General features: G+C 75.0%; 25 protein-coding genes. 9 read left to right on the forward strand and 16 right to left on the reverse strand.

Annotation, left to right across the window (positions count from 1 at the left end):
- Positions 1–8: 8 nt before the first annotated feature.
- From pyrF to EDF32_RS11385, 12 genes are all read right to left on the reverse strand, one after another.
- Positions 9–857, reverse strand: coding sequence for an orotidine-5'-phosphate decarboxylase (gene pyrF / locus EDF32_RS11330; RefSeq protein ID WP_123308639.1), 849 nt, complete (start codon positions 855–857; stop codon positions 9–11).
- Positions 854–4,171, reverse strand: a complete 3,318-nt coding sequence (gene carB, locus EDF32_RS11335; protein ID WP_123308640.1) for a carbamoyl-phosphate synthase large subunit — start codon at positions 4,169–4,171, stop codon at positions 854–856. The genes pyrF and carB overlap by 4 nt, the downstream gene beginning before the upstream one ends.
- Positions 4,155–5,387: a glutamine-hydrolyzing carbamoyl-phosphate synthase small subunit gene (carA, locus tag EDF32_RS11340; RefSeq protein WP_233565872.1), complete on the reverse strand. Its 1,233-nt coding sequence runs from the start codon at positions 5,385–5,387 to the stop codon at positions 4,155–4,157. Before carA ends, carB begins: the two co-directional genes overlap by 17 nt.
- Positions 5,384–5,920: a hypothetical protein gene (locus EDF32_RS11345; RefSeq protein WP_123308641.1), complete on the reverse strand. Its 537-nt coding sequence runs from the start codon at positions 5,918–5,920 to the stop codon at positions 5,384–5,386. The genes carA and EDF32_RS11345 overlap by 4 nt, the downstream gene beginning before the upstream one ends.
- Positions 5,921–5,922: 2 nt before the next feature.
- Positions 5,923–7,272: a dihydroorotase gene (locus EDF32_RS11350; RefSeq protein ID WP_123308642.1), complete on the reverse strand. Its 1,350-nt coding sequence runs from the start codon at positions 7,270–7,272 to the stop codon at positions 5,923–5,925.
- Positions 7,269–8,291, reverse strand: coding sequence for an aspartate carbamoyltransferase catalytic subunit (locus EDF32_RS11355; protein WP_123308643.1), 1,023 nt, complete (start codon positions 8,289–8,291; stop codon positions 7,269–7,271). The genes EDF32_RS11350 and EDF32_RS11355 overlap by 4 nt, the downstream gene beginning before the upstream one ends.
- The gene (pyrR, locus tag EDF32_RS11360; protein WP_123308644.1) at positions 8,288–8,893 is read right to left on the reverse strand and encodes a bifunctional pyr operon transcriptional regulator/uracil phosphoribosyltransferase PyrR; all 606 of its coding nucleotides are present in this window, start codon (positions 8,891–8,893) and stop codon (positions 8,288–8,290) included. The genes EDF32_RS11355 and pyrR overlap by 4 nt, the downstream gene beginning before the upstream one ends.
- Positions 8,894–9,023: 130 nt before the next feature.
- Positions 9,024–9,440 carry a transcription antitermination factor NusB gene (nusB, locus tag EDF32_RS11365; RefSeq protein ID WP_123308645.1) on the reverse strand — a complete coding sequence of 139 codons (417 nt, stop codon included), beginning with the start codon at positions 9,438–9,440 and terminating at the stop codon, positions 9,024–9,026.
- 1 nt (position 9,441) lies between these two features.
- Complete coding sequence (efp, locus tag EDF32_RS11370; protein ID WP_123308646.1) at positions 9,442–10,005, reverse strand: elongation factor P; 564 nt, start codon at positions 10,003–10,005, stop codon at positions 9,442–9,444.
- A 109-nt stretch (positions 10,006–10,114) separates the two neighbouring features.
- Complete coding sequence (locus tag EDF32_RS11375) at positions 10,115–10,561, reverse strand: hypothetical protein (protein WP_123308647.1); 447 nt, start codon at positions 10,559–10,561, stop codon at positions 10,115–10,117.
- The gene (locus tag EDF32_RS11380; RefSeq protein WP_123308648.1) at positions 10,558–11,163 is read right to left on the reverse strand and encodes a hypothetical protein; all 606 of its coding nucleotides are present in this window, start codon (positions 11,161–11,163) and stop codon (positions 10,558–10,560) included. The genes EDF32_RS11375 and EDF32_RS11380 overlap by 4 nt, the downstream gene beginning before the upstream one ends.
- A gap of 64 nt (positions 11,164–11,227) precedes the next feature.
- Complete coding sequence (locus tag EDF32_RS11385; RefSeq protein ID WP_123308649.1) at positions 11,228–11,686, reverse strand: type II 3-dehydroquinate dehydratase; 459 nt, start codon at positions 11,684–11,686, stop codon at positions 11,228–11,230.
- A gap of 72 nt (positions 11,687–11,758) precedes the next feature.
- On the opposite strand from EDF32_RS11385, the gene EDF32_RS11390 reads away from it, so the two are divergent.
- From EDF32_RS11390 to EDF32_RS11405, 4 genes are all read left to right on the forward strand, one after another.
- The gene (locus EDF32_RS11390; RefSeq protein ID WP_233565874.1) at positions 11,759–13,180 is read left to right on the forward strand and encodes an MFS transporter; all 1,422 of its coding nucleotides are present in this window, start codon (positions 11,759–11,761) and stop codon (positions 13,178–13,180) included.
- Positions 13,181–13,263: 83 nt separating this feature from the next.
- Positions 13,264–14,511, forward strand: coding sequence for a Fic family protein (locus EDF32_RS11395; protein WP_123308650.1), 1,248 nt, complete (start codon positions 13,264–13,266; stop codon positions 14,509–14,511).
- A gap of 9 nt (positions 14,512–14,520) precedes the next feature.
- Positions 14,521–15,516, forward strand: a complete 996-nt coding sequence (locus EDF32_RS11400; protein WP_123308651.1) for an alpha/beta fold hydrolase — start codon at positions 14,521–14,523, stop codon at positions 15,514–15,516.
- Complete coding sequence (locus EDF32_RS11405) at positions 15,513–16,334, forward strand: glycerophosphodiester phosphodiesterase family protein (protein ID WP_123308652.1); 822 nt, start codon at positions 15,513–15,515, stop codon at positions 16,332–16,334. Before EDF32_RS11400 ends, EDF32_RS11405 begins: the two co-directional genes overlap by 4 nt.
- Before the next feature lie 12 nt (positions 16,335–16,346).
- On the opposite strand, the gene EDF32_RS11410 is transcribed toward EDF32_RS11405, so the two are convergent.
- The gene (locus EDF32_RS11410) at positions 16,347–16,895 is read right to left on the reverse strand and encodes a DUF2087 domain-containing protein (RefSeq protein WP_123308653.1); all 549 of its coding nucleotides are present in this window, start codon (positions 16,893–16,895) and stop codon (positions 16,347–16,349) included.
- An 86-nt stretch (positions 16,896–16,981) separates the two neighbouring features.
- Here EDF32_RS11410 and EDF32_RS11415 point away from each other — a divergent pair, with 86 nt between their 5' ends.
- The 4 genes from EDF32_RS11415 (at position 16,982) to EDF32_RS11430 (ending at position 19,999) form a co-directional block, all read left to right on the forward strand.
- Positions 16,982–17,497, forward strand: a complete 516-nt coding sequence (locus EDF32_RS11415; protein WP_123308654.1) for a histidine kinase — start codon at positions 16,982–16,984, stop codon at positions 17,495–17,497.
- 77 nt (positions 17,498–17,574) lie between these two features.
- Complete coding sequence (locus EDF32_RS11420) at positions 17,575–18,417, forward strand: DUF4097 family beta strand repeat-containing protein (RefSeq protein WP_123308655.1); 843 nt, start codon at positions 17,575–17,577, stop codon at positions 18,415–18,417.
- A 38-nt stretch (positions 18,418–18,455) separates the two neighbouring features.
- A complete protein-coding gene (locus tag EDF32_RS11425) occupies positions 18,456–19,238 on the forward strand; it encodes an ABC transporter ATP-binding protein (protein ID WP_123308656.1) in 783 nt (260 codons plus the stop codon).
- The gene (locus EDF32_RS11430; RefSeq protein WP_123308657.1) at positions 19,235–19,999 is read left to right on the forward strand and encodes an ABC transporter permease; all 765 of its coding nucleotides are present in this window, start codon (positions 19,235–19,237) and stop codon (positions 19,997–19,999) included. Before EDF32_RS11425 ends, EDF32_RS11430 begins: the two co-directional genes overlap by 4 nt.
- Here the strand turns inward: EDF32_RS11430 and aroB are convergent.
- Genes aroB through aroC form a run of 3 tightly spaced genes read right to left on the reverse strand, consistent with a single transcriptional unit; the run spans position 19,996 to position 22,926 of the window.
- Positions 19,996–21,138 (reverse strand): 3-dehydroquinate synthase, encoded by a 1,143-nt coding sequence (aroB, locus tag EDF32_RS11435; RefSeq protein WP_233565875.1) that lies wholly within the window; start codon positions 21,136–21,138, stop codon positions 19,996–19,998. The two genes, EDF32_RS11430 and aroB, sit on opposite strands and share 4 nt — an antisense overlap.
- Positions 21,135–21,710 carry a shikimate kinase gene (locus tag EDF32_RS11440; RefSeq protein WP_370449974.1) on the reverse strand — a complete coding sequence of 192 codons (576 nt, stop codon included), beginning with the start codon at positions 21,708–21,710 and terminating at the stop codon, positions 21,135–21,137. The genes aroB and EDF32_RS11440 overlap by 4 nt, the downstream gene beginning before the upstream one ends.
- 1 nt (position 21,711) lies before the next feature.
- Positions 21,712–22,926 carry a chorismate synthase gene (gene aroC / locus EDF32_RS11445; protein ID WP_123308658.1) on the reverse strand — a complete coding sequence of 405 codons (1,215 nt, stop codon included), beginning with the start codon at positions 22,924–22,926 and terminating at the stop codon, positions 21,712–21,714.
- 166 nt (positions 22,927–23,092) lie between these two features.
- Here aroC and EDF32_RS11450 point away from each other — a divergent pair, with 166 nt between their 5' ends.
- Positions 23,093–23,776, forward strand: coding sequence for an A24 family peptidase (locus tag EDF32_RS11450; protein ID WP_158614092.1), 684 nt, complete (start codon positions 23,093–23,095; stop codon positions 23,774–23,776).

Here is a 23,776-nt window from a genome sequence, read left to right on the forward strand (position 1 = left end):
GGGCCCGCTCACCCGCGCAGCGCGCCGCGCGCCTGCGCGACCGCTCCTGCGGCCGCGGCGCGCAGCGCCCCCGCGTCCGGTCCGGCGACCAGCACGCCCCGGGAGGACGACGCCAGCACCTGGCGGCGCGCCGCGCCGAAGGCCCGCGCGAGCTCGGGGCCGCCGGCACCCTGCACGCCCACGCCCGGCGCGAGCAGCGGGCCGTTGACGGCCGCCAGGTCCGTCCCGGTGGACGCCGCGGCGTCGCCGACCGTCGCTCCGACGACCAGGCCCACCGAGCCCATCGGCTCGACGTCCCGGTTGAGCGCGGCGGCCTCGGCCGCGATGCGCGCGGCCACGCTGACCCCGTCCGCGTCGCGGGCGTGCTGAACCTGGGCGCCCTCCTTGTTGGAGGTCAGGCACAGCACGAACAGCCCACGCCCGGACCCGAGCGCCGCGTCGACCGCCGGCTCCAACGAGCCGAAGCCGAGGTACGGGGACACGGTGAGCGCGTCCCCGGCCAGGGGCGACCCGTCGCGCAGGAACGCGTCCGCATACCCCGCCATCGTCGAGCCGATGTCGCCGCGCTTGGCGTCGACGATCACCAGAGTGCCCGCGGCCCGCCCCGCGGCGACGACGTCCTCGAGCGCGGCGAGCCCGCGCGAGCCGTGCCGCTCGAACAGCGCCGCCTGCGGCTTGAACGCCGCCACGCGCCCGCCGAGGGCGTCGACGACCCGCAGGCCGAAGTCCCGGAGCCCGGACGCGTCGTCGGGCAGGTCCCACGCCTCGAGCAGGCCGGGGTGCGGGTCGATGCCGACGCACAGGGGCCCGTGCTCGTCCATCGCCGCGGCGAGCCGGGCGCCGAAGGGCGCGCTCATCGTGCCGCCGCCCGCGCGTCGTGCTCCTGCAGGCTGCTCACCGAGAACGGGCCCTCGAGGACCGCCTCGATCCCCTGGACGGCGGCGGCGAGCTGCTGGACCGTCGTGACGATCGTCTTGTCCGCGGCGGTGGTCGCGGCGCGGATCTCGTACCCGTCGGCGCGCGCCCCCGGCCCGGACGGGCTGTTGACGACCATCTCGACCTCGCCCTCGGTGATGAGGTCGACGATCGTCGGCTCTCCGCCGGCACCGCGACCCTCGGAGTGCTTGCGCACCGTCGTGACCTCGATGCCGTTGCGGAGCAGCACCGACGCCGTCCCCTCCGTCGCGAGGATCGTGAAGCCGAGCTCCTTGAGCCGCTTGATCGGGAACACGATCTGCCGCTTGTCACGGTCCGCGACGGAGACGAACACCGCGCCCGACGTCGGCAGTCCGCCGAAGGCCGCCGCCTGCGACTTCGCGAAGGCGCGGGGGAAGTCGACGTCGTAGCCCATCACCTCGCCCGTCGAGCGCATCTCCGGGCCGAGGAGGGTGTCGACGACCAGCCCGGCCTCGGTACGGAAGCGCTTGAAGGGCAGCACGGCCTCCTTGACGGCGATCGGGGCGTCGAGGTCGAGGCGTGCGCCGTCGCCGTCCGCCTTCAGGACCCCCGAGGCGCGCAGGTCGGCGATCGAGGAGCCGGTCATGATGAGCGCGGCCGCCTTGGCCAGCGGCGTGCCCGTCGCCTTGGAGACGAACGGCACGGTGCGCGAGGCCCGCGGGTTCGCCTCGAGGACGTACAGCACGTCGGAGACGAGGGCGAACTGGATGTTGAGCAGGCCCCGGACGCCGACGCCCGCCGCGATCGCCTCCGTCGAGCGCCGGATCCGCTCGATCTCCGCCGTGCTCAGCGAGACCGGGGGCAGCACGCACGCCGAGTCGCCCGAGTGGATCCCGGCCTCCTCGATGTGCTCCATGACGCCGCCCAGGTACAGGTCCGTCCCGTCGTAGAGGGCGTCGACGTCGATCTCCATCGCGTCGTCGAGGAACCGGTCGATGAGCAGCGGGGCGGGCAGGCCGCCGCTCGCGCGGGCCTCCTCCCCCGCGCTCGCCAGCGCGCGCTCGACGTACCCGGTCAGCTGCTCCGCGGAGTACACGATCTCCATGCCGCGCCCGCCGAGCACGTAGGAGGGGCGGACGAGGACGGGGAACCCGATCCGGTGCGCGACCTCCTGCGCCTCGGGCAGCGAGTGCGCGGTGCCGAACTGCGGCGCGGGGAGCCCCGCCTCGGCCAGCACGCGGCCGAAGGCGCCGCGGTCCTCGGCCAGGTCGATCGCCTCGGGCGACGTGCCGAGCACCGGGAGACCCGCGTCGGCCAGCCGCTGCGCGAGGGCGAGCGGCGTCTGCCCGCCGAGCTGGACGATGATCCCCTCGACGGGCCCGGCCGCCAGCTCGGAGCGGTAGACCTCGAGGACGTCCTCGAAGGTCAGCGGCTCGAAGTAGAGGCGGTCGGAGGTGTCGTAGTCGGTCGAGACCGTCTCGGGGTTGCAGTTGACCATGACGGTCTCGAAGCGGTCCCGCAGGGCGAGCGTGGCGTGCACGCACGAGTAGTCGAACTCGATGCCCTGGCCGATGCGGTTGGGGCCCGAGCCCAGGATGATGACGGCCGGGCGCTCGCGCGGCGCGACCTCCGTGTCGTCGTCGTAGGTCGAGTAGTGGTACGGCGTCCTGGCGGCGAACTCCGCCGCGCAGGTGTCGACCGTCTTGTAGACGGGACGCACGTCGAGCGCGTAGCGGACCTCGCGCACGGTCGCCTCGCCGACGTCCCGCAGCGCCGCGATCTGCGCGTCCGAGAGACCGTGCCGCTTGGCGCGTCGCAGCACGGCGGCGGTGAGCGCCGGAGCGCCGGCGACCTCGGCCGCGACCTCGTTGACGAGCTGGATCTGGTCGAGGTACCAGGGGTCGATCTTCGTGGACTCGAAGACCTGCTCGATGCTGGCCCCGGCGCGCAGCGCCTGCTGGACGCCGATGATGCGGTTCTCCGTCGGGCGCGCGATCCGCGCGAGCAGCGCGTCGAGCTCGTCGCCCGCGACCGGCTCGCCGTCCCAGTGGAACACCGAGCCGGACTTGTCGATCGAGCGCAGCGCCTTCCCGAGCGCCTCGGTGAAGCTGCGCCCGAGCGACATGGCCTCGCCGACGGACTTCATGGTCGTCGACAGCGTCGTGTCCGCGGCGGGGAACTTCTCGAAGGCGAACCGCGGCACCTTGACGACGACGTAGTCGAGCGTGGGCTCGAAGGACGCCGGGGTGACCTGCGTGATGTCGTTGGGGATCTCGTCGAGCGTGTAGCCCACCGCGAGCTTGGCCGCGATCTTCGCGATCGGGAACCCGGTGGCCTTCGACGCGAGCGCGGACGAGCGTGAGACGCGCGGGTTCATCTCGATGACGATGACACGGCCGGTCTCCGGGTCCACCGCGTACTGGATGTTGCAGCCGCCGGTGTCGACGCCGACCTCGCGGATCACGGCGATGCCGATGTCGCGCAGCCGCTGGTACTCGCGGTCGGTCAGGGTGAGCGCGGGGGCCACCGTGATCGAGTCGCCGGTGTGCACGCCGACAGGGTCGACGTTCTCGATCGAGCAGACGACGACGACGTTGTCCGCCTTGTCGCGCATGAGCTCGAGCTCGTACTCCTTCCAGCCGAGGATCGACTCCTCGAGGAGCACCTCGGTCGTGGGCGAGTAGTGCAGCCCGGCACCGACGATGCGGCGCAGGTCCTCCTCGTCGTAGGCGATGCCCGAGCCGAGCCCGCCCATCGTGAAGGACGGACGCACGACCGTCGGGTAGCCGAGCTCGTCGACCGCGGCCAGCGCCTCGTCGATCGTGTGGATGATGACGGAGCGCGCGCTCTCGCCGCCGCAGACCGCGACGACGTCCTTGAACTGCTGGCGGTCCTCGCCCTTCTCGATCGCGGGGATGTTCGCGCCGATGAGCTCGACGCCGTACTCGGCGAGGACGCCTGCCTTCTCCAGGTCGATCGCGGCGTTGAGCGCGGTCTGCCCGCCCAGCGTCGGCAGGAGCGCGTCGGGGCGCTCCTTCGCGATGATCGTGGTGAGGACCTCGGTGGTGATCGGCTCGACGTAGGTGGCGTCGGCGAACTCGGGGTCGGTCATGATCGTGGCCGGGTTCGAGTTCACGAGGATGACGCGCAGGCCCTCCTCCTTGAGCACCCGGCACGCCTGGGTGCCCGAGTAGTCGAACTCGCACGCCTGGCCGATGACGATCGGGCCGGACCCGATGACCAGGACGCTCGTGAGATCAGTTCTGCGCGGCACGCGTGGACTCCTTGCCGTCGGTCGCGGTCTGGTTCATCAGGTCGACGAAGCGGTCGAACAGGTACGAGGCGTCGTGCGGACCCGCCGCCGCCTCGGGGTGGTACTGGACGGAGAACGCCGGGCGGTCGAGGCACTCGAGGCCCTCGACGACCTGGTCGTTGAGACAGGTGTGGGAGACGACGACGCGGCCGTAGCGCCCGCCGTCGTGCGGGGCGACGGACTCGCCGTCCAGCGGGGCGTCGACGGCGAAGCCGTGGTTGTGGGCCGTGATCTCGACCTTCCCCGTGCGGCGGTCGATCACCGGCTGGTTGATCCCGCGGTGCCCGTAGCCGAGCTTGTAGGTCCCGTACCCGAGGGCGCGGCCGAGGATCTGGTTGCCGAAGCAGATGCCGAAGTACGGGATGCCGCGGTCCAGGACCGCGCGGAGCAGCTCGACGACGGTCGTCGCCGCCCCGGGGTCGCCCGGGCCGTTGGAGAAGAAGACGCCGTCGGGCGCCAGGGCGACGATGTCCTCGATCGTCGAGGTGGCGGGCACGACGTGCACGCGCAGCCCGCGCTCGGCGAGCCGGCGGGGCGTCATGGACTTGATGCCGAGGTCGACGGCCACGACGGTGCGGACCGGGCCCGTGGCGGGCTGGGCCAGCGGCTCGACCGTGTAGGCCTCGTCGGTGCTCGCCTCGGCGGCGAGGTCCGCGCCGGTCATGCGGGGCGCGGCGGTGACCTCGGCGAGCAGGTCCTCGGTCGTCCGCCGGCGCCCGTCGCGCCAGAGGTCGTCGCCGGAGAAGATGCCCGCCCGCATGGTGCCGAGCTCGCGCAGGTGCCGGGTCAGCGAGCGGGTGTCGATCTCGCTGATCCCCACGACCCCCTGCGAGACGAGCTCGTCGTCCAGCGAGCGGCGGGCGCGCCAGCTCGAGACGCGGCGCGCGGGGTCGCGCACCACGTAGCCGCTGACCCAGATGCGGGTCGACTCGTCGTCCTCGTCGTTCACCCCGGTGTTGCCGATGTGCGGGGCGGTCATGACGACGATCTGACGGTGGTACGAGGGGTCGGTGAGCGTCTCCTGGTACCCGGTCATCGCCGTGTTGAAGACGATCTCGCCGAGGGTCGTGCCGCGGGCGCCGTAGGCCCGCCCCTCGGCGGTACGCCCGTCCTCGAGGACGAGGACGGCGTCGTCGGTGGGCACGCCCTGGGGCACGGTGCGCTGGTCGCTGGTCACGCGGTCTCCTCCGGGTGGTCGGTGGTAGGTCTGACTTCGGCGCCCGCCATGGCCTGGACGGCCTCGACGAGCGGGGCCCGGTCGGCGGCGTGCCGCACGCGCAGGCCGGTGTCGAGCATCGTCCCCGCCGCCGAGCGCCAGGTCAGGACCACGATTCCCTCGCCGCCCGTGTACTTGCCGGCCATGCCGGGGCTCGTCCCCGCGTCCGCGACACGGCCCGCGGGCAGGTAGAGCGTCGTGCTGCCCCGTCGCTCGAGGAGGACGCCCTCGGGGTGGACGCTGACCGTCGCGGCGGCGCGGTCGCCGAGGTGGTGCGCGCCGACGCGTGCGAGCCAGTCGCCCGCGAGGGTGGTCGAGACGTAGGTCGCCTCCAGCGGGCCGAGGGAGGGCGCCCCGAGCTGCCCCGGCACGACGGGCAGCTCGCCGACGACGTCGGCGCGGCGCGTGCGCATCGCACGCACGCCGAACCCGATCACGAGCAGGAGCAGCACGCCGAGGACGATCCAGATCCCGACGGCGACGGGCACCGGCATGCTCACGCGACGCCCCCCTCGGGCCGCTCGACCGGCACGCCGTCGAGCACGGTGGCGGCGCCCCGCAAGAACGTCGCCACGACGCGCCCCGGCAGCTCGCGGCCGCGGAACGGCGTGTTGCCGCTGGCGGTGACCTGCGCGGCGCCGTCCACGACGCGGGTCGCGGCCGGGTCGACGAGCACGACGTTCGCGGGCTCGCCGACCTCGAGCGGGCGCCCCTGGGGGCGCTCGCCGGCGTCGGTGCGGGCGATCCTCGCGGGCGCGGAGGACATGACGCGGGCGACGTCGGACCACGTGAGGCGACCGGTGTCGACCATCGTCGCCTGCACCACGCTGAGCGCGGTCTCGAGCCCGGTCATCCCGAACGCGGCCGCGGGCCACTCGCAGTCCTTGTCCTCGCGCGTGTGGGGCGCGTGGTCCGTGGCGACGATGTCGATGGTGCCGTCGGCGAGGCCGTCGCGGACGGCGTCGACGTCGGCCTGGGTGCGCAGCGGCGGGTTCACCTTGAAGGTCGGGTCGTAGCCGCGGGCGAGCTCGTCGGTCAGCACCAGGTGGTGCGGCGTCACCTCGGCGGTGACGTCCACACCCCGCGACTTCGCCCAGCGCACGATGTCCACCGAGCGCGCGGTCGAGAGGTGGCACACGTGCAGGCGCGAGCCCACGTGCTCGGCGAGCAGCACGTCACGGGCGATGATCGCCTCCTCCGCGACCGCGGGCCAGCCGGTCAGGCCGATCTCCGCGGAGACGACGCCCTCGTTCATCTGCGCACCCTCGGTCAGGCGCGGCTCCTGCGCGTGCTGGGCGACGACGCCGTCGAACGCCTTGACGTACTCCAGCGCGCGCCGCATGAGGATCGGGTCGGCGACGCACCTCCCGTCGTCCGAGAAGACACGCACGCGGGCGGCGGAGTCGGCCATCGCGCCGAGCTCGGCGAGCCGTTCGCCGCCGAGGCCGACGCTCACGGCCCCGACCGGGTGGACGTCGGCCCAGCCGGCGTCGCGGCCGAGGCGCCAGACCTGCTCGACGACGCCCGCGGTGTCCGCGACCGGCGTCGTGTTGGCCATGGCGTGCACGGCCGTGAAGCCGCCGGCGGCGGCCGCGCGGGTGCCCGACCGGACCGTCTCGGCGTCCTCCCGTCCCGGCTCGCGCAGGTGGGTGTGCAGGTCCACCAGGCCCGGCAGGGCGACGAGCCCCGCCCCGTCGACGACCGTCGCGGCGTCCTCGCCCGGCCGGCCGGCCGGGTCGATCGAGCCGGCCGCGCCGATCTCGGCGATCAGCCCGTCGCGCAGCAGCAGGTCGGCCGGGTCGCCGCCGAGCGGCGCCACGCCGCGGAGCAGGTAGGTGGTGCTCATGCGAGAACAGATCCTTCCGAGGGGTCCGGGGCCCCGGGGGCGTCACGCCCCGAGAGCAGCAGGTAGAGCACGGCCATGCGCACGGCGACCCCGTTGGCGACCTGCTCGACGATCACCGCGCGCGGCGAGTCGGCGGCCTCGGCCGAGATCTCCAGGCCGCGGTTCATCGGGCCGGGGTGCATGACGATCGCGTGCTCGGGCAGCAGGGCGAGCCGGCGGCCGTCGAGCCCGTACTTGCGCGTGTACTCCAGCGGGTTCGGGAAGAACGCGCCGGCGCCGGCGCCGCTCATCCGCTCGCGCTGGACGCGCAGCATCATGATCGCATCGGGGGCACCCTCGCGCAGCGACTCGTCCAGGTGGTAGGAGACCTCGCAGGGCCAGCTCTCCACCCCCACCGGCAGGAGCGTGGGCGGGGCGACGAGCGTCACCTCGGCGCCGAGGGTGTGCAGCAGGTGCACGTTGGACCGCGCCACGCGCGAGTGCAGCACGTCGCCCACGATCGCGACGCGTCGCCCGGCCAGGTCCGCCCCGAGGGCCGCCGCGTCGTCGGGCCCGCTCCCCGGCGGTCCGGCCAGGTGGCGGCGCATCGTGTAGGCGTCGAGCAGCGCCTGCGTCGGGTGCTGGTGCGTGCCGTCACCGGCGTTGACGACGGCCGAGTCCAGCCACCCGGCGTGCGCGAGCAGGTGCGGCGCCCCGGAGGCCTGGTGACGGCACACGACCGCGTCGGCGCCCATCGCCTGCAGGGTCAGCGCGGTGTCCTTGAGCGACTCGCCCTTGGAGACGCTCGAGCCCTTCGCCGAGAAGTTGATGACGTCCGCCGAGAGACGCTTCGCGGCCGTCTCGAACGAGATCCGGGTCCGCGTGGAGTCCTCGAAGAAGAGGTTGACCACCGTGCGCCCGCGCAGCGTCGGCAGCTTCTTGATCTCGCGCGACTGGGTCGTGGCCATCTGGGCGGCCGTGTCGAGGATGGTGATCGCGTCCTCGCGGGCGAGGCCGGCGGTCGAGAGCAGGTGCTTCATCGGGGACCTCCCCCGCGGATCGTCACGGAGTCCCCGGTGCCGTCGAGCTCGGCGAGGCGCACCGACACGCGCTCCTCGGCCGACGTCGGCAGGTTCTTGCCGACGTAGTCCGGCCGGATGGGCAGCTCGCGGTGGCCCCGGTCCACGAGCACCGCGAGCTGGACGGCGCGCGGACGCCCGAGGTCGCTGATCGCGTCGAGCGCGGCGCGGATGGTGCGTCCCGAGAACAGCACGTCGTCGACGAGCACCACGACCTTGTCGTCGATGCCCGACGGCGGCAGGTGGGTCGCCCCGACCGGGCGGGTGGGGTTGCGCCGCAGGTCGTCGCGGTACATCGTCACGTCGAGCTCGCCCACCAGCGCCTGGTGGTCGCTGCCGACGACGGACGCCAGCCGCTGCGCGAGGCGCCGGGCGAGCGGGACGCCGCGCGTCGGGATGCCGAGGAGGACGACGTCGGCCGCCCCCTTGTTGCGCTCCACGATCTCGTGGGCGATGCGGGTCAGGGCCCGCGCGACGTCGGCGTCGCCGAGGACGACGGTCTCGGGGCGGCCCGAGGGGCCGGGAACGTTCGGGGTGCTGGGCACAGCAGCGCCAGGATTCATCTGGCGACCTCCTTCCCCGCCTCACCGGACGGGCCTTAAAGGATGTCTGACGGCACCACACTAGCGCGGCGCGGGCGACGGGCACCGCGGCGACCAGGATGCGGTCGGCGACGTCCGTCACACCGCGCCGTCAGGCGAGCAGCGTCGGCTTCAGCTCGAGGATCCGGCCGAGCAGGCCGTTGACGAAGTCGGGCGACTCGTCCGTGGACAGCGCGCGGGCGAGGTCCACCGCCTCGTCGATGGCGACGGCGTCGGGCACGTCGTCGTTGTAGAGGATCTCCCACGTGCCGATGCGCAGGAGCGCGCGGTCGACCGACGGCATGCGCTCGACCGTCCAGCCGTGCGAGTAGGTGGCGAGCAGCTCGTCGATCCGCTCGCGCCGGGCGAGGACGCCCTCGACGAGGTCGACGGAGTACTGCGGCAGGGCCGCCTCGGTGCCGGGCTCGACGAGCCGGTCGGCCAGCAGGGTCCCCGCGTCGCTCCCCCGCTGGTCGGCCTCGAACAGGACGTCGAGCGCGCGCTTGCGCGCCTTGGTGCGTGCCTTCACGTCAGTCGTTCACGCGGCCGAGGTACGACCCGTCGCGCGTGTCGACCTTGACCCGGGTGCCCTGCTCGAGGAACAGCGGGACCTGGATCTCCGCGCCCGTCTCGAGGGTCGCGGGCTTGGTGCCGCCGGTGGAGCGGTCGCCCTGCAGGCCCGGCTCCGTGTAGGTGATCTCGAGGACGACCGAGGAGGGGAGCTCCGTGTACAGGGGCGTCCCGTCGTTCGACGCGACCGTGATCATGACGCCCTCGAGCAGGTACTTCTCGTTGTCGCCGACGACGGCGGCCGGGATCGTGATCTGGTCGTACGTCGAGGTGTCCATCACGACGAAGTCGTCGCCGTCCTTGTACAGGTACTGCATGTCGCGACGGTCGACGTTCGCCGTCTCGATCTTCAGCCCGGCGTTGAACGTCTTGTCGACCTGCTTGCCGGAGATGACGTTCTTCATCTTCGTGCGCACGAACGCGCCACCCTTGCCCGGCTTGACGTGCTGGAACTCGATGATGGTCCAGAGCTGGCCGTCGATCCGCAGGACGGTGCCGTTCTTGATGTCGTTCGTCGTTGCCACGTTCGATGACTTCCTGTCGTGTCGGGAGGTGCGGGACGCCGCCGCGTCCCTCGGGGTGCGGGCAGGCGGCGCGCAGCGCGCGGGCGGGCCGCGCAAAACTCGGTCCAGTCTACCGGAGCAGCCCGAGCACGGCCGACCCCGCCAGCCCGAGGCTGACGGCCCACAGCATCGACGCGAGCGTCCCGACGACGAACCGTTCCGAGGCGGCGGGCCGCTCCCGCAGCTCCGGGTACCGGCCGAGCCCCTTGACGGCGACGACCAGCGCGATCCCGGCGGGGTACCCGACCAGGAGGCAGCCGGTGACCGCGAAGCGCTCGAGCAGCCCGATCCAGGTCCCGCCCCGCAGCGCCTCGAGGGCGACGGTCCCCGTGGGGCCCGCCGCCGGGTCCGGGTCCGGCGGCGCCTGGCCGGGCCCGGACGGCGGGGCGCCGTCGTCCGGGCGCCGGGACGCGGCGCGCAGCACGACGGGCACCACCCAGGCGCCGGCACCGGTGCTCACGGCGAGCGCGACGAGCACGGTGAGGGTCCGGAGCACCGCGGTCCAGGCGTCGTTCATCGGTCGGCCTCCGTGAGCAGTCGTTCGGCGACGGGCCGGACGGCGTCGACCTCGCTCTGCAGCGCGGCACGCAGGCGTTGGCTGACCGCCTGCTCGGTGATGCCGAGCGCCGCGGCGACGTCCTTGCGCCGGCCCTCGTACGCCGCGAGGGTATCGACCGCCTCCCACCCCGGTGCGCTCCGGCGCGCCAGGACGGCGGCGACCAGGCGGAGGACGGCCTCGGCGTCGCGGCAGTCGCGCGCGCGGGCGCCGTCGACGGCGAGCGCCGCGCCGGTCCCGCGCGCCTTGGCGCGGTCCACGGCGGCGCGGGCGGCGACGAAGGCGTCCCCGGTGGCCTCGCGCGTGGAGGGTGGCAGGGGCCGGGCGACCGTCCCGACGCCGAGCCCGGTGCTCCAGCCGCCGGACCGCGCGACGGCGAGGACCGCGTCGAGCGTGGTCCCGGCGTCCTCGCACAGACCCTGGACCTCGTCCCCCACGGTCCGCTCGAAGGGCAGGACGACGCCGGTGCGGGTGGCGGTGGCGGCGCTGAGGGTCTCGAGCAGCTCGGGGACCCGGTCCGGGTTGCCGGTGCTGCCCTGCTGGTCGATCGTCAGGACGAACATGCATCAAGCCTAGAGGCTTAATTCTCCGATATCAAGGATGTGGACTTGACTGCCGTGCGGACCGTCATGCGTCGGACGCGGTGCCGAGCAGGTCCGCGAGCGCCTGCAGCGCGAGCCGGTAGGAGCCGAGCCCGAACCCGGCGATCGTGCCCGTCGCGACCGGGCCCACGACCGACCGGTGCCGGAACTCCTCGCGGGCGTAGGGGTTGGAGATGTGGATCTCGACGAGGTGCAGGCCCGCCTGGGTGACCTGCGCGGCGGCGTCGCGCAGCGAGTACGAGTAGTGCGTGAAGGCAGCGGGGTTGAGGGCGACGTGGGCGCGGGCGTCCACCGCCTCGTGGAGCCAGCCGACCAGCTGTGACTCGTCGTCCGTCTGGCGGACCTCGACGTCGAGCCCGAGCCCCTCGCCCCAGGCGCGGGCGCGCTCGACGAGCCCCGCGTAGGACACGGACCCGTACACGTCGGGGTCGCGGACGCCCAGGCGCCCCAGGTTGGGTCCGTTGAGGACGAGGACGCGCGTCATGCGCCGAGGCTATCGCCTCGTGTCGCCGGTGCATGGGCCGTGCGGGCGGCGCAGCCGGACTAGCATCGGCGCGTGCCTCCCGCCGACGTGACGCCCGCCACCCCGAGCCCTCCTGCTCCCCCGCCGGTGCCGCGCAGCAGCGGCACGGTCGGCCAGGTCGTGGCGTGGTCGCTGTGGGACTGGGGCTCGGCGGCGTTCAACGCGGTCGTGACCACCTTCGTCTTCACGCGCTGGATCACCAGCGACGCGTTCGTCGAGGCAGGCGCGGACGTCGACGCCGTCACGGCGCAGCACGCCGCGTGGCTGGGCTGGGGGCTGACGGTCGCGGGCCTGCTCATCGCCCTGCTCGCCCCGGCGCTCGGGGCGCTGGCGGACGCCTCGGGACGCCGCAAGGTCTGGCTCGGCGCGAACTCCGCGGTGGTCTTCGGGGCCATGGTGGCGATGTTCTTCGTCCGCCCCACGCCGGGCTCGCTCTCGGAGGCGGTCGTCCTCGGCGTCGTCCTGCTGTCGGTGGGCAACGTGTTCTTCGAGCTGGCGTCGGTGGCGTACAACGCGCTCCTGCTGGGGATCTCGACGCCGCGCACGATCGGGCGGGTCAGCGGCTGGGGCTGGGGCGCCGGCTACGTGGGCGGGATCGTGCTGCTGCTGGTCCTGTTCGTCGGGTTCATCTCCCCGGACGTCGGCTGGTTCGGCGTGACGGACGCCGACGGGCTCGACGTCCGCGTGAGCGTGCTGCTCTCGGCGGTGTGGTTCGCGGTGTTCGCGGTCCCGGTGCTCCTCGCCGTGCCGGAGCGGCCCCGGGCCGCGAGCGCCGCCGCGATCGGCGTCCGGGGCGCATACCGCAGGCTCGGGCGCGACGTCGCCGCGCTGTGGCGCACGGGGCGCTCGACGCTCTGGTACCTGGTGGCGAGCGCGGTGTACCGCGACGGGCTGGCCGGCGTGTTCACGTTCGGTGCGGTGATCGCGTCCGGGACGTTCGGGTTCGACGCGAGCGACGTCATCGTGTTCGCGATCGCGGCGAACCTCGTGGCCGGGCTCTCGACGATCGCCGCGGGCTGGCTGGACGACCGGGTGGGGCCGCGGCGCGTGGTGCTGGTCGCGCTGACGGTGCTCGTCCTCGCCGGGCTCGGCGTGTTCTTCCTGCACGACGGCGGGAGGACGGTCTTCTGGGTCTGCGGGCTCCTGCTGAGCGGGTGCGTCGGTCCGGCGCAGTCGGCGAGCCGAGCCCTGCTCGGGCGGCTCGCCGAGGAGGGCCGCGAGACAGAGGCGTTCGGGCTCTACGCGACGACCGGCCGGGCCGCGAGCTTCATGGCGCCCCTCGCGTTCTCGGCGTTCGTCACGGTCGGCGGCGCGCAGTACTGGGGGATCCTCGGGATCGTCGGGGTCGTGCTGGTGGGTCTCGTGGTGCTCACGCTCGTGCGCTTCCCGGCGGGCCGGGGCGTGGACGGGCGACGGGACGTCGGCGTCGTCCGCGCCGCCGGGACGCGGCCATGACGCCGGTCGCCGACCGGGCGCAGCGGATGGACCGCCGGGCCCTATCCATCCTTTAGCCGCTCATCGGAAGGTAGGGTGGAGGCGTGGCACCCGATGCGTCAGCGCCCGGCACCTGGCCGCCGGTCTCCTGGGAGGAGCACCGGTGGCGCTCGGCGCTCCCCCCCGACGTCCTGTCCCGCTCGGCGCGGACACGTCTCGCCGCGCCGTACGCGTCGGCCGTGCTGCCGGAGGTCGCGGACGTCGACGTGCGGCTGCCGCGGGGCGTGGTGGCGTCCGTCGAGGACGCGTCCGAGCTGGTGCGCGAGTTCGACCGCGACGTGGGCGGCGAGGTCGCGCCGTTCGCCGCGGTGCTCCTGCGGTCGGAGTCGGCCTCGTCGTCGCAGATCGAGAACCTCACGTCCGGGGCGCGGCAGATCGCGCTGGCGGAGCTGGGCGAGGCGGCGCGGTCGAACGCCGTGCAGATCGTGGGCAACGTGCACGCCATGCGGGCCGCGCTCGCGCTCTCCGAGCGCGTCGACGTCGCGTCCCTCCTGGCCATGCACGCCGCGCTCATGGGAGACGCCGACTTCGCCGGCGCGGTCCGCACCGAGCAGGTCTGGATCGGCGGGGGGCGGTACTCGCCGCACGACGCCGGCTTCGTCCCGCCGCACCATGCCCTGGTGCGCCCTGCGCTGGAGGACCTGGTGGCCTTCACGCGTCGCGGGGACGTGCCCGCGCTGACGCACGCGGCCCTGGCGCACGCGCAGTTCGAGACCATCCACCCCTTCGTGGACGGCAACGGGCGCACCGGCCGGGCGCTGGTGCACGCGCTGCTGCGCCGGCGCGGCCTGACGCGGGCGGTGACCGTCCCGGTCTCCGCAGGGCTGCTGGTGGACACGCGGGCGTACTTCGACGCCCTGACGGCGTACCGGGAGGGGGACCCGGCGCCCATCGTGGAGTCGCTGGCACAGGCGGCACGCACGTCCGTCGTCAACGGCCGGGTGCTGGTGTCCGACCTGCGCGAGGCGCACCGGCGCTGGTCGGCCGACCTGCGGGCGCGGTCCGACTCGGCGGCCTGGCCGCTGCTCGACGTGGTGCTCCGCCAGCCCGTCGTCAGCACCGCCCTGGTGCAGAGCGAGCTGGGCGTGACGCAGCCGAACGCGATGCGGGCGATCGGGCGCCTCGTCGACGTGGGAGCGCTCACCGAGCTCGGGGGGCGGCGCCGCTCGCTGCTCTGGCAGGCGAGCGAGGTGCTCACGGCGCTCGACGCCTTCGCCGAGCGCGCCGGGCGCAGGTCGCTGGGCTCGCCGCTCCCGGCACCACGGCCCGCCTCCGGCGCCCGCCTCCCGTAGGTTCGGGGCATGGCGCGCGCACCGTCGGACGACCTGTGGCACCCGGACACGCTCCTCGGGGCACCCTTCGAGCAGCGCCGCGCGGGGCGCGCCACCCTCGTGCGGCTGGCGCCCGCCCCGGCGCGCCCGCGCGGCGCCGTGGTCCACCTGCACGGCTACAACGACTACTTCTTCCAGGCGCACCTGGCCCGGGCCGTGGCGGACGCGGGGTACGCGTTCTATGCCGTCGACGCCCGCCGCGCGGGGCGCTCCCTGCGGCCGGACGACGTCCCGCACTTCCAGCAGGACCTGCGCGAGCAGGCCGGCGACCTCGCGACGGCGGTCGCCACGGTGCGGGCCCTGCACCCGGGGCTGCCCGTCGCCGCGCACGCCCACTCGACCGGCGGGCTCGTCGCGGCGCTGTGGGCGCACTCCCACCGCGAGCGCGGGACGCTCGCCGCCCTCGTGCTGGACAGCCCGTTCCTCGACATCGGCGCGAGCCGCTGGCTCGCGCCGGCCGCCGCCCGGCTCGTGGACGTCGCCGCCCCGTGGTCACCGATGCGCCGGCTCAGCTCCGCGCCGTCGTACTACGCCACCTACCAGCACGTCTCCCACGGCGGACGGTGGGACTTCGACACCCGGCTGAAGCGGCCCGAGGGCGTGCCGGCCCGCGCCGGGTGGCTGCGCGCCGTCCTGCGCGGGCAGGCCCGCGTGGCGCGCGGTCTCGCGGTCGGCTGCCCCGTGCTCGTCGCCCGGTCCGCGTCGTCGGGCCCCGACTCCCCCGACAACCCCGACCTCGACCGCCAGGACACGGTGCTGGACGTGCGCCACATCGCCCGCCTCGCCCCCCGGCTCGGTGCGGACGTCACCCCGCTGGTCGTCGAGGGCGGGGTGCACGACCTCGCGCTGTCCGACGACGTGCCCCGCGCCGCCTACCTGGAGGCGATGACCGCCTTCCTCGGCGAGCGGCTGCCGGGCCACGGTTCCGGGAACGCCCGGTCCGGGAACCGCGGGGGCGCGCGATGAACCGCCCTGCCCGCGGCGGCCGTCCCGGCGCGTGGTCCCACCCGTATCTCGACGCGCCGGGCGGCGTGCTCGCCCTCGCGCACCGCGGGTTCTCGCTCGACGGGCTCGAGAACTCGATGGCCGCGTTCGGCGCGGCCGTCGAGCTCGGCTTCCGGTACGTCGAGACCGACGCGCACGCGACGTCCGACGGCGTGGCCGTCGCCCTGCACGATGCGGCGCTCGACCGCACGACCGACAGCCTCGGGGCGGTCGCCGACCTCCCGTGGTCCCTCGTGCGCTCGGCCCGCATCGGCGGGGTCGAACCGGTGCCGCTGCTCGAGGACGTGCTGGGCACCTGGCCGGGGCTCCGGGTGAACGTCGACGTCAAGGCCGCCGCCGGGGCGCCCGCCGTGGCGCGGGCGATCGAGCGCACCGCGTCCCACGACCGGGTGTGCCTCGCATCGTTCTCGGCCCGTCGGCGCCGCGACACCCTCGCGCTGCTGAGCCGCCCGGTCGCGACGTCGGCGGGCCGGGGCGAGGTCGCGGCGTTCCTGCTCGCCGCGCGCACCCGCATGCCGGCCGGCACCGCGCGCGCCGTCCTGCGCGGCGCCGACGCGCTGCAGGTCCCCGAGGATTCCGGTTTGTTGCGCGTCGTGGACGCTCGCACGGTCGCGGCCGCCCACCGCGCCGGCCGCCAGGTGCACGTGTGGACCGTGAACGAGGCGCCTGCCATACACCGCCTGCTCGACCTCGGCGTCGACGGCATCGTCACGGACCGCGCGGACGTGCTGCGCGACGTGCTGCGCGCACGGGGCCGGTGGGCGGAGCCGGCCGCCTGAGCCCGGCGCCCGTCAGGGGCCGCCGCCGGAGAGGTCGTCGAACTCGGTGACCCGCTCGCGCCAGTACGTGCGCCCGTCGGTGGTGCGGCGCAGCACCCCCGCGTCGACCATCTCCCGGCGCAGGCCCACCGGGTCGCGCCCGCGGCGCGAGAGCAGCAGCGTCACCTCCCGCTCGGTGAGCGGCTCCTGCAGCGGCAGGTCGCGGCTCGCGACGTAGCGCAGCACGCGGTCCCGGTCCTCGCGCCGGCGCGGGCGCACCTCGAGGCGCCCGCGCCGCAGGAACCGTTCCGGGTCGGCGCCGCCGGCGTCCGCGCCCGGCGCGCCCTCAGCACCCTCGAGGAGCGCCCGCAGCGCCCCGACGTCCGGACGCAGCCGGCCGGCGCCGTCGGCCACCACCAGGCCCGAGCCGAGCAGCGGCCCCAGCCGGCGGCGCTGGTCCGCCGAGAGGTCCAGGCGGCGCAGCGGCGCGTCCTGGGCGTGGGCCGTCACGACCGCACCGAGGAGCGCGAACCGGCCCTCGTCCGCCATCGCCGCGACCACGCCCCGCCACGCGTTGCTCATCTCCCGAGCGTACGGACCAGGGTGCCGGTCGCACCACGACACCACGTTGACTTGTCATGACGTCATAGTGGTGTCATGCTGGCGTCATGGACCTGAACCGACATGTGGGCGAGCTGCACCGCCAGCTCGCCGTCGCGGCCGCGGCAGGCGGCGACGACGCCCGCGAGCTCGCCGAACGGCTCACCGCCCCGCTCGACGCCGCCGCGCGCCTCGTCCTGCTCGACGCGCTCTCGGAGGCCGCCGGCGAGATCTCCGCGGAGCTCGCGCCCGGGTCGGTCGACGTCCGCCTGCGCGGCGGCTCGCCCGAGTTCGTCGTCGCGGCGGCGCCCTCGCGGTCCTCCGGCGGGCCGACGCCGTCCGCTGCGCCCGCAGCCACGACCGGTGCGGACGCCGAGCCCGGCGCGACCAGCCGGACCACCCTGCGCCTTCCCGACACGCTCAAGCAGCAGACCGAGACGGCTGCCGCCCGCGACGGCGTCTCGGTGAACACCTGGCTCGTGCGGGCGGTCACCGCCGCGCTCGAGCAGCCCGGCGACCGGCCCGACCCCCAGGCCCGGACCGACCCGCGCGGCACCGGCCGCGTCACCGGCTGGGTGCGCTGACCGCCCGGCCGCACGCCGTGACACCACCGGCACCACCGGCACCACCGGCACCACCGACCCACCACAGGAGCCCTGCCATGCCCACCTTCCCCGCCCCGCAGCCCGTCCCGGTCCTCGTGGACGTGCCGTTCGCGAACCTGCACGTCGTGGCCGGCGACCGGGACGACGTCGTCGTCACGGTGCTGCCCACCTCGTCCTCGAGGCCGGGCAGCGTGCGCGCCGCCGAGGAGGTCCGCGTCGGACGCGACGGCGACGCGGTGACGATCGCCTGTCCCGGGTCGTGGAAGCAGCTCGTCCGACCCTTCGCCGCCGGGACCGCGGACATCACCGTCGAGCTCCCCGAGGGCTCCGAGGTCCGCGGCAGGACCGGCACCCTCGACGTCGAGGGCACCCTCGGCGTCGTCGAGATGACGCTCTCCGCCGGTGACGCCTGCGTGGGCGACGCCGCCCGGCTCAGCCTGAAGGTCTCGGCCGGCTCCGTCGTCGTCGGCCGCGTCACCGGCCCCGTCGACGTCAGGGCGGGCGCGGGAGCCGTGCGCATCGCTGCCGTCGAGGGCGACGCCACGGTGCGGGCGAGCAACGGCACCACCACCGTCGGCTCGGTCACGGGCACCCTCGAGGTGCACGGGGCGCACGGAGACGTCGTCGTCGACCGGGTGCGCGGCGCCGTGACGGCCAAGACCGCCTCGGGCGGCGTCCGCGTCGGCCGCGTCGAGCGGGGCACCCTCACCCTGACCACCTCCTACGGCTCGATCGAGGTCGGCGTGCCCGAGGGCACCGCCGCCTGGCTCGACGTCGCCTCACAGCACGGGAGCGTCCGCAACCGGCTGGCGCCCGCCGCGGGACCCGGGCAGGACGAGGACACCGCCGAGATCCACGCCACCACCGGCTACGGCGACGTCGTCGTCCGCCGTCCCTGAGACGTCCCCGCCGAGGAGACGCAGACGAGGAGACACCCATGAGAACCGACCAGGTCCCCGCGATCCGGGTGCGGGGCATCGAGAAGTCGTTCGGGGACCTGCCCGTGCTGCGGGGCGTCGACCTGGACGTGGCCGCGGGCGCCGTCGTCGCGCTGCTCGGCGCGAACGGCGCCGGGAAGACCACGCTGGTCCGGATCCTGGCCACGCTGCTGGTGGCCGACGCGGGCACCGCGACCGTCCACGGCTTCGACGTCCGCGAGCAGGCCGCCGAGGTGCGGGCCTCGATCAGTCTCACCGGTCAGTTCGCCGCGGTCGACGAGATCCTCACGGGCCGGGAGAACCTCGTCCTCGTCGCCCGCCTGCGCCACCTGCCCGTCCCGCGGGCGGTCGCCGACGACCTGCTCGCCCGCGTCTCGCTCACCGACGCCGGCGACCGCAGGGCGTCGACCTACTCCGGCGGCATGCGCCGTCGGCTCGACCTCGCCATGAGCCTGGTCGGTGCGCCGCCGGTCGTCGTCCTCGACGAACCGACCACGGGGCTCGACCCCCAGGCCCGGATCGAGGTCTGGCACGAGATCAAGGCCCTCGCCCGGGGCGGCACGACCGTGCTGCTGACCACCCAGCACCTCGACGAGGCCGAGCGCCTCGCCGACCGCATCGCGATCCTGCACCGGGGGACGATCGTCCAGGACGGCACCCTGGCCGAGCTCACGGCGCTGCTGCCACCGGCCGAGGTGCAGCACGTCGAGAAGCAGCCGTCGCTGGAGGACGTCTTCCTCGCGGTGACGGGAGAGGCCACGACCGAGGAGGAGTCCCGATGACCACGCTCGCGCTCGCCGACACCCGCACCCTGACCGGCCGCTCGCTGCGGCACGTCACCCGCAGCCCCGACACGATCATCACCACCGCCGTCACCCCGGTCGCGCTGATGCTGCTGTTCGTCTACGTCCTCGGCGGCGCGATCGACACCGGGTCCGACGAGCCGTACATCGACTACCTGCTCCCCGGCATCCTGCTCATCACCGTCGCGTCCGGCGTCGCGTACACGGCCTACCGGCTGTTCCTGGACCTGCAGGGCGGCATCGTCGAACGCTTCCGGTCCATGCCGATCGCGCGGCCGAGCGTGCTGTGGGCCCACGTGCTGACGTCCCTGGTCGCGAACCTCGTCTCGGTCGCACTGGTCGTCGCCGTCGCGCTCCTCCTGGGCTTCCGCACCGGGGCGTCCGCGGGCGCCTGGCTCGCCGTCGTCGGTATCCTGGTGCTGTTCACGCTCGCCCTGACCTGGCTCGCCGTGATCGCGGGGCTCTGCGCGACGACGGTCGACGGCGCGAGCGCGTTCAGCTACCCGCTCATCTTCCTGCCGTTCGTCAGCTCGGCCTTCGTCCCCACGGACACGATGCCCCGCCCGGTGGCGTGGTTCGCCGAGAACCAGCCCGCGACCGCCGTCGTCGACACCGTCCGCGCGCTCTTCGCGCAGGAGCCCGTCGGCGGCGACATCTGGGTCGCCCTGGCCTGGCTCGTCGCCGTCCTGGCCGTGGCCTACGCCGCTGCGCTCGCCGCCTACCGGCGCCGCACGGGCTAGAGCGCGACCGGCCCGCGGCCCGTCGGCGCGTCCTGCGCGATCTCCGCGTAGGCGGCCACCAGCAGCGTGGGGTCCGGGCCCTCGAGCCGGGTGGGGGCGCCGACCCGGTCGAGCACCACGAAGCGCAGCATGTCGCCGCGGGACTTCTTGTCGCGGCGCATCGCCGAGAGCAGCTGGTCCCAGCGGTCGCCGCGGTAGGTCAGCGGCAGGCCCAGGGAGCCCAGGATCTCGCGGTGGGCGTCGACCGTGGCGTCGTCGAGCCTCCCCGCGAGCCGGGACAGCTCGGCGGCGAACACCATGCCGACCGAGACGGCGGCGCCGTGGCGCCAGGCGTAGCGCTCGGAGAGCTCGATGGCGTGCCCGAGGGTGTGCCCGTAGTTGAGGATCTCCCGCAGCCCGGACTCCTTGAGGTCCTGGCCGACGACGCGTGCCTTGACGGCGACGGAGCGCTCGACGAGCTCGCGCAGCGCCGCCCAGACCTCCTCGGGCGCGTCCGCCCCCGCCCAGGCGGCGAGCGCCGGGGCGTTCCGGCGGACGATCTCGAGGATCTCGGGGTCGGCGATGAAGCCGGTCTTGACGACCTCGGCGAGCCCGGCGACGAGGTCGAAGCGGGGCAGCGTCTCCAGGGCAGCGAGGTCGCACAGCACCCCGGCCGGCGGGTGGAAGGACCCCACGAGGTTCTTGCCCTCGGCGGTGTTGATGCCCGTCTTGCCGCCGACGGCGGCGTCGACCATCGCGAGGAGCGTCGTGGGCACGTGCACGACCTTGATGCCGCGCAGCCAGGTGGCGGCCACGAAGCCGGCGAGGTCGGTCGTGGCTCCCCCGCCGACGGCGACGATCGCGTCGGAGCGCGTGAAGTCGGCCTGACCGAGCACGCCCCAGAGGAACCCCGCGACCTGCGCGGTCTTCGACTCCTCCGCGTCGGGCACCTCGGCCGCGAAGGCCTCGTAGGTCTGGGCGAGGTCCGCGCGCACCGTCTCGGCGGTGGCCGCGAGCGAGGCGGGGTGCACCACGAGCACGCGGCGCACACCCTCGCCCAGGAGCTGCGGGAGCTCGCCCAGCAGGTGGCGCCCGACGACGACGTCGTACGGCGCGTCCCCCTCGACGCGGATCGTGGTGGTCGGGGCGCTCTCGCTCACTGCTGCTCCTGCGGGGTCGGGTGCTGGTCCGGGGCCGCGGCCTCGAGAAGCCGCACGACGTCGTCGGCCACCTGGGCCGGGGTCCGGGCGTCGGTCAGGACGGTGCGGGTCGCGAGCCGCTCGTAGACGGGCCGGCGGGCCGTCATCAGCGCCTGCCACTGCGCGCGGGGGTTGCCCAGCAGCAGGGGGCGCGACCGGTTGAACCCGACGCGCGGCGCGGCGTGCGCGAGCGTGACGTCGAGGAACACGACCTCTCCCCCACCCTCGGCGTAGGCCCAGAGGGCGTCCTGGACGGACGCGTCGAGGACCGCACCCCCGCCGAGGGAGAGCACGCCGCGGTGCTGCGCGAGCGCCGTCGTGACGGCGTCGCGCTCCAGGGCGCGGAACGCGGGCTCACCGTCGTCCACGAAGATCTCGGCGACGGGCTTGCCGGCCGTGGCCTCGACGTCGGCGTCCGTGTCGCGGTGCGCGAGCCCCCAGCGACGGGCCAGGAGCTGGGCGACGGTCGACTTGCCCGAGCCGGGCGGTCCGACGAGGACGGCGCGGGGCCCGGGCGCGGGTGCCGGCACCACGTCAGCGCTGCAGCTCGGGGATCGCGGCGAGGTAGGCCAGCGCGTTGCGCCGGACCTCCTCGACCGAGTCGCCGCCGAACTTCTCGAGGACGGCCTGGGAGAGGACGAGCGCGACCATCGCCTCCGCGACGACGGCCGCGGGCGGGACGGCGCACACGTCCGAGCGCTGGTGCTGGGCGACGGCCTCGTCGCCGGACGCGGTGTCGACCGTGCGCAGCGCGCGCGGGACCGTGGAGATCGGCTTCATCGCGGCGCGCACCCGCAGCACCTCGCCGTTGGTCATGCCACCCTCGAGCCCGCCCGCACGGTTGGACAGGCGCCGGATGCCGCCGTCCTCGCGGACCATCTCGTCGTGCGCCGCGGAGCCGCGCCGACGCGCGGTGCGGAAGCCGTCGCCGACCTCCACGCCCTTGATCGCCTGGATGCCCATGAGTACCCCGGCGAGGCGCGAGTCGAGCCGGCGGTCGGCGTGCACGTACGACCCGAGCCCGGTCGGTACCCCGTAGGCGAGCACCTCGACGACACCGCCGAGGGTGTCGCCGGCCTTGTGGCAGTCGTCGATCTCCGCGACCATCGCGGCCGACGTCGCGGCGTCGTGGCAGCGCACCGGGTCGGCGTCGAGCGCCGCGACGTCGTCGGGCGTCGGGAGCGCGGCGTCCTCCGGGACCTCCACGGGACCGACGGCCACCACGTGGGCCACGAGCCGCACCCCGAGTGCCTGCTCGAGGAACCGCGCCGCGGCGGTACCGAGCGCGACCCGCGTCGCCGTCTCGCGCGCGGAGGCCCGCTCCAGGACCGGCCGGGCGTCGTCGAAGGCGTACTTGCGCATGCCGACCAGGTCGGCGTGCCCCGGGCGGGGCCGGGTCAGCGGGCGGTTGCGCGCGATCTCCCGCACGTCCCCCGTGCCGGCGTCGACCTGCAGGGACTGCGCCGGCACCGGGTCGGCCGACATCACGTCGACCCACTTGGGCCACTCGGTGTTCGCGATCTCGACGGCCAGCGGGCCGCCCTGCGTCAGCCCGTGGCGCAGCCCCCCGAGCACCCGCACCGCGTCCTGCTCGAACTTCATCCGCGCGCCCCGGCCGTAGCCGAGGCGGCGGCGCGCGAGCGCGTCCTGCACGTCCTTGATCTGGAGCTCGACGCCCGCCGGGAGACCCTCGAGGATCCCGACCAGCGCCTCGCCGTGCGACTCACCTGAGGTCAACCACCGAAGCATGGGCACGATCTTCCCACGTCCGTCGCGGGCCGACGCCCCGCGACCGCACCGCGGGACGGCGGCGCCCCGGCGCCGCGCGGACGCACGCGCCGCGGCGGCCGGCGAGCCCCCGGGAGCCTGTGGACGACGGACGACGCCCGGGTCGCCGGGCCGCTACCGTCGCGCCATGACGGCACGGGGGACGACGACGGAGCACGCCCCCTCGGCGGTGCGCACCCCGGGCGACCCGGGCCTCGTGCCACGCGCGGCGCGGCTCGCCGTCGGGTGGGCTGCCGGACGGGCCGCTCGTGCCCGCGCCGAGCTCGCGCCGCACCGCACGCCGGCTCTCGTGGTGGCGTGCCTGGCCGCCGCCGCCGCGGCCGTGTGGTCCGGCCTGGCCTGGCAGACCCCCGCCTTCGTGCTGCTCGCCGCGACGCTCGGCGCTCTGTCCGTCGTGGACGCCCGCACGCACCGCCTCCCGGACGCGGTCGTGCTGCCCGCGGCCGTCGCGGGGGCCTCGCTGCTCGCCCTCGCGGCGCTCGCGGGCGGCGAGCCTGCCGCGCTGGGCCGCGCGGCGCTGGGCGGGACCGTCCTCGCGGCGGTGTACCTGGGCCTCGCGCTCGCCGCTCCCGGCGGGCTCGGCCTCGGCGACGTGAAGCTCGCCGCGCCCGTCGGCGCCCACCTCGCCTGGCTCGGCTGGACGCCCCTGCTGCTCGGCGGGGCGGCGGCGTTCCTGGTGGGCGGGCTCGTCGCTCTCGCGCTGGTCGTCGCCGGCCGTGCGACGCGCCGCACCGCGATCCCGTTCGGGCCCTGCATGGCCCTCGGCGCCGCCGTGGGCGCCGTGCTCGGCCCGGCGGCCGCACTCGTCTGA

This window comes from Cellulomonas sp. PhB143 (assembly GCF_003752595.1).
Lineage (GTDB): Bacteria > Actinomycetota > Actinomycetes > Actinomycetales > Cellulomonadaceae > Paraoerskovia.

Excerpts from the sequence above, each read along its gene's own strand:
- EDF32_RS11350 (WP_123308642.1), bottom strand. The coding sequence starts at position 7,272 with ATGAGCACCACCTACCTGCTCCGCGGCGTGGCGCCGCTCGGCGGCGAC.
- aroC (WP_123308658.1), bottom strand. The coding sequence starts at position 22,926 with ATGCTTCGGTGGTTGACCTCAGGTGAGTCGCACGGCGAGGCGCTGGTC.
- pyrF (WP_123308639.1), bottom strand. The coding sequence starts at position 857 with ATGAGCGCGCCCTTCGGCGCCCGGCTCGCCGCGGCGATGGACGAGCAC.
- EDF32_RS11425 (WP_123308656.1), top strand. The coding sequence starts at position 18,456 with ATGAGAACCGACCAGGTCCCCGCGATCCGGGTGCGGGGCATCGAGAAG.
- EDF32_RS11410 (WP_123308653.1), bottom strand. The coding sequence starts at position 16,895 with ATGAGCAACGCGTGGCGGGGCGTGGTCGCGGCGATGGCGGACGAGGGC.
- EDF32_RS11355 (WP_123308643.1), bottom strand. The coding sequence starts at position 8,291 with ATGAAGCACCTGCTCTCGACCGCCGGCCTCGCCCGCGAGGACGCGATC.
- EDF32_RS11450 (WP_158614092.1), top strand. The coding sequence starts at position 23,093 with ATGACGGCACGGGGGACGACGACGGAGCACGCCCCCTCGGCGGTGCGC.
- EDF32_RS11420 (WP_123308655.1), top strand. The coding sequence starts at position 17,575 with ATGCCCACCTTCCCCGCCCCGCAGCCCGTCCCGGTCCTCGTGGACGTG.
- EDF32_RS11345 (WP_123308641.1), bottom strand. The coding sequence starts at position 5,920 with ATGCCGGTGCCCGTCGCCGTCGGGATCTGGATCGTCCTCGGCGTGCTG.
- EDF32_RS11430 (WP_123308657.1), top strand. The coding sequence starts at position 19,235 with ATGACCACGCTCGCGCTCGCCGACACCCGCACCCTGACCGGCCGCTCG.
- EDF32_RS11415 (WP_123308654.1), top strand. The coding sequence starts at position 16,982 with ATGGACCTGAACCGACATGTGGGCGAGCTGCACCGCCAGCTCGCCGTC.
- EDF32_RS11380 (WP_123308648.1), bottom strand. The coding sequence starts at position 11,163 with ATGTTCGTCCTGACGATCGACCAGCAGGGCAGCACCGGCAACCCGGAC.
- pyrR (WP_123308644.1), bottom strand. The coding sequence starts at position 8,893 with ATGAATCCTGGCGCTGCTGTGCCCAGCACCCCGAACGTTCCCGGCCCC.
- EDF32_RS11405 (WP_123308652.1), top strand. The coding sequence starts at position 15,513 with ATGAACCGCCCTGCCCGCGGCGGCCGTCCCGGCGCGTGGTCCCACCCG.
- EDF32_RS11375 (WP_123308647.1), bottom strand. The coding sequence starts at position 10,561 with ATGAACGACGCCTGGACCGCGGTGCTCCGGACCCTCACCGTGCTCGTC.
- EDF32_RS11385 (WP_123308649.1), bottom strand. The coding sequence starts at position 11,686 with ATGACGCGCGTCCTCGTCCTCAACGGACCCAACCTGGGGCGCCTGGGC.
- EDF32_RS11400 (WP_123308651.1), top strand. The coding sequence starts at position 14,521 with ATGGCGCGCGCACCGTCGGACGACCTGTGGCACCCGGACACGCTCCTC.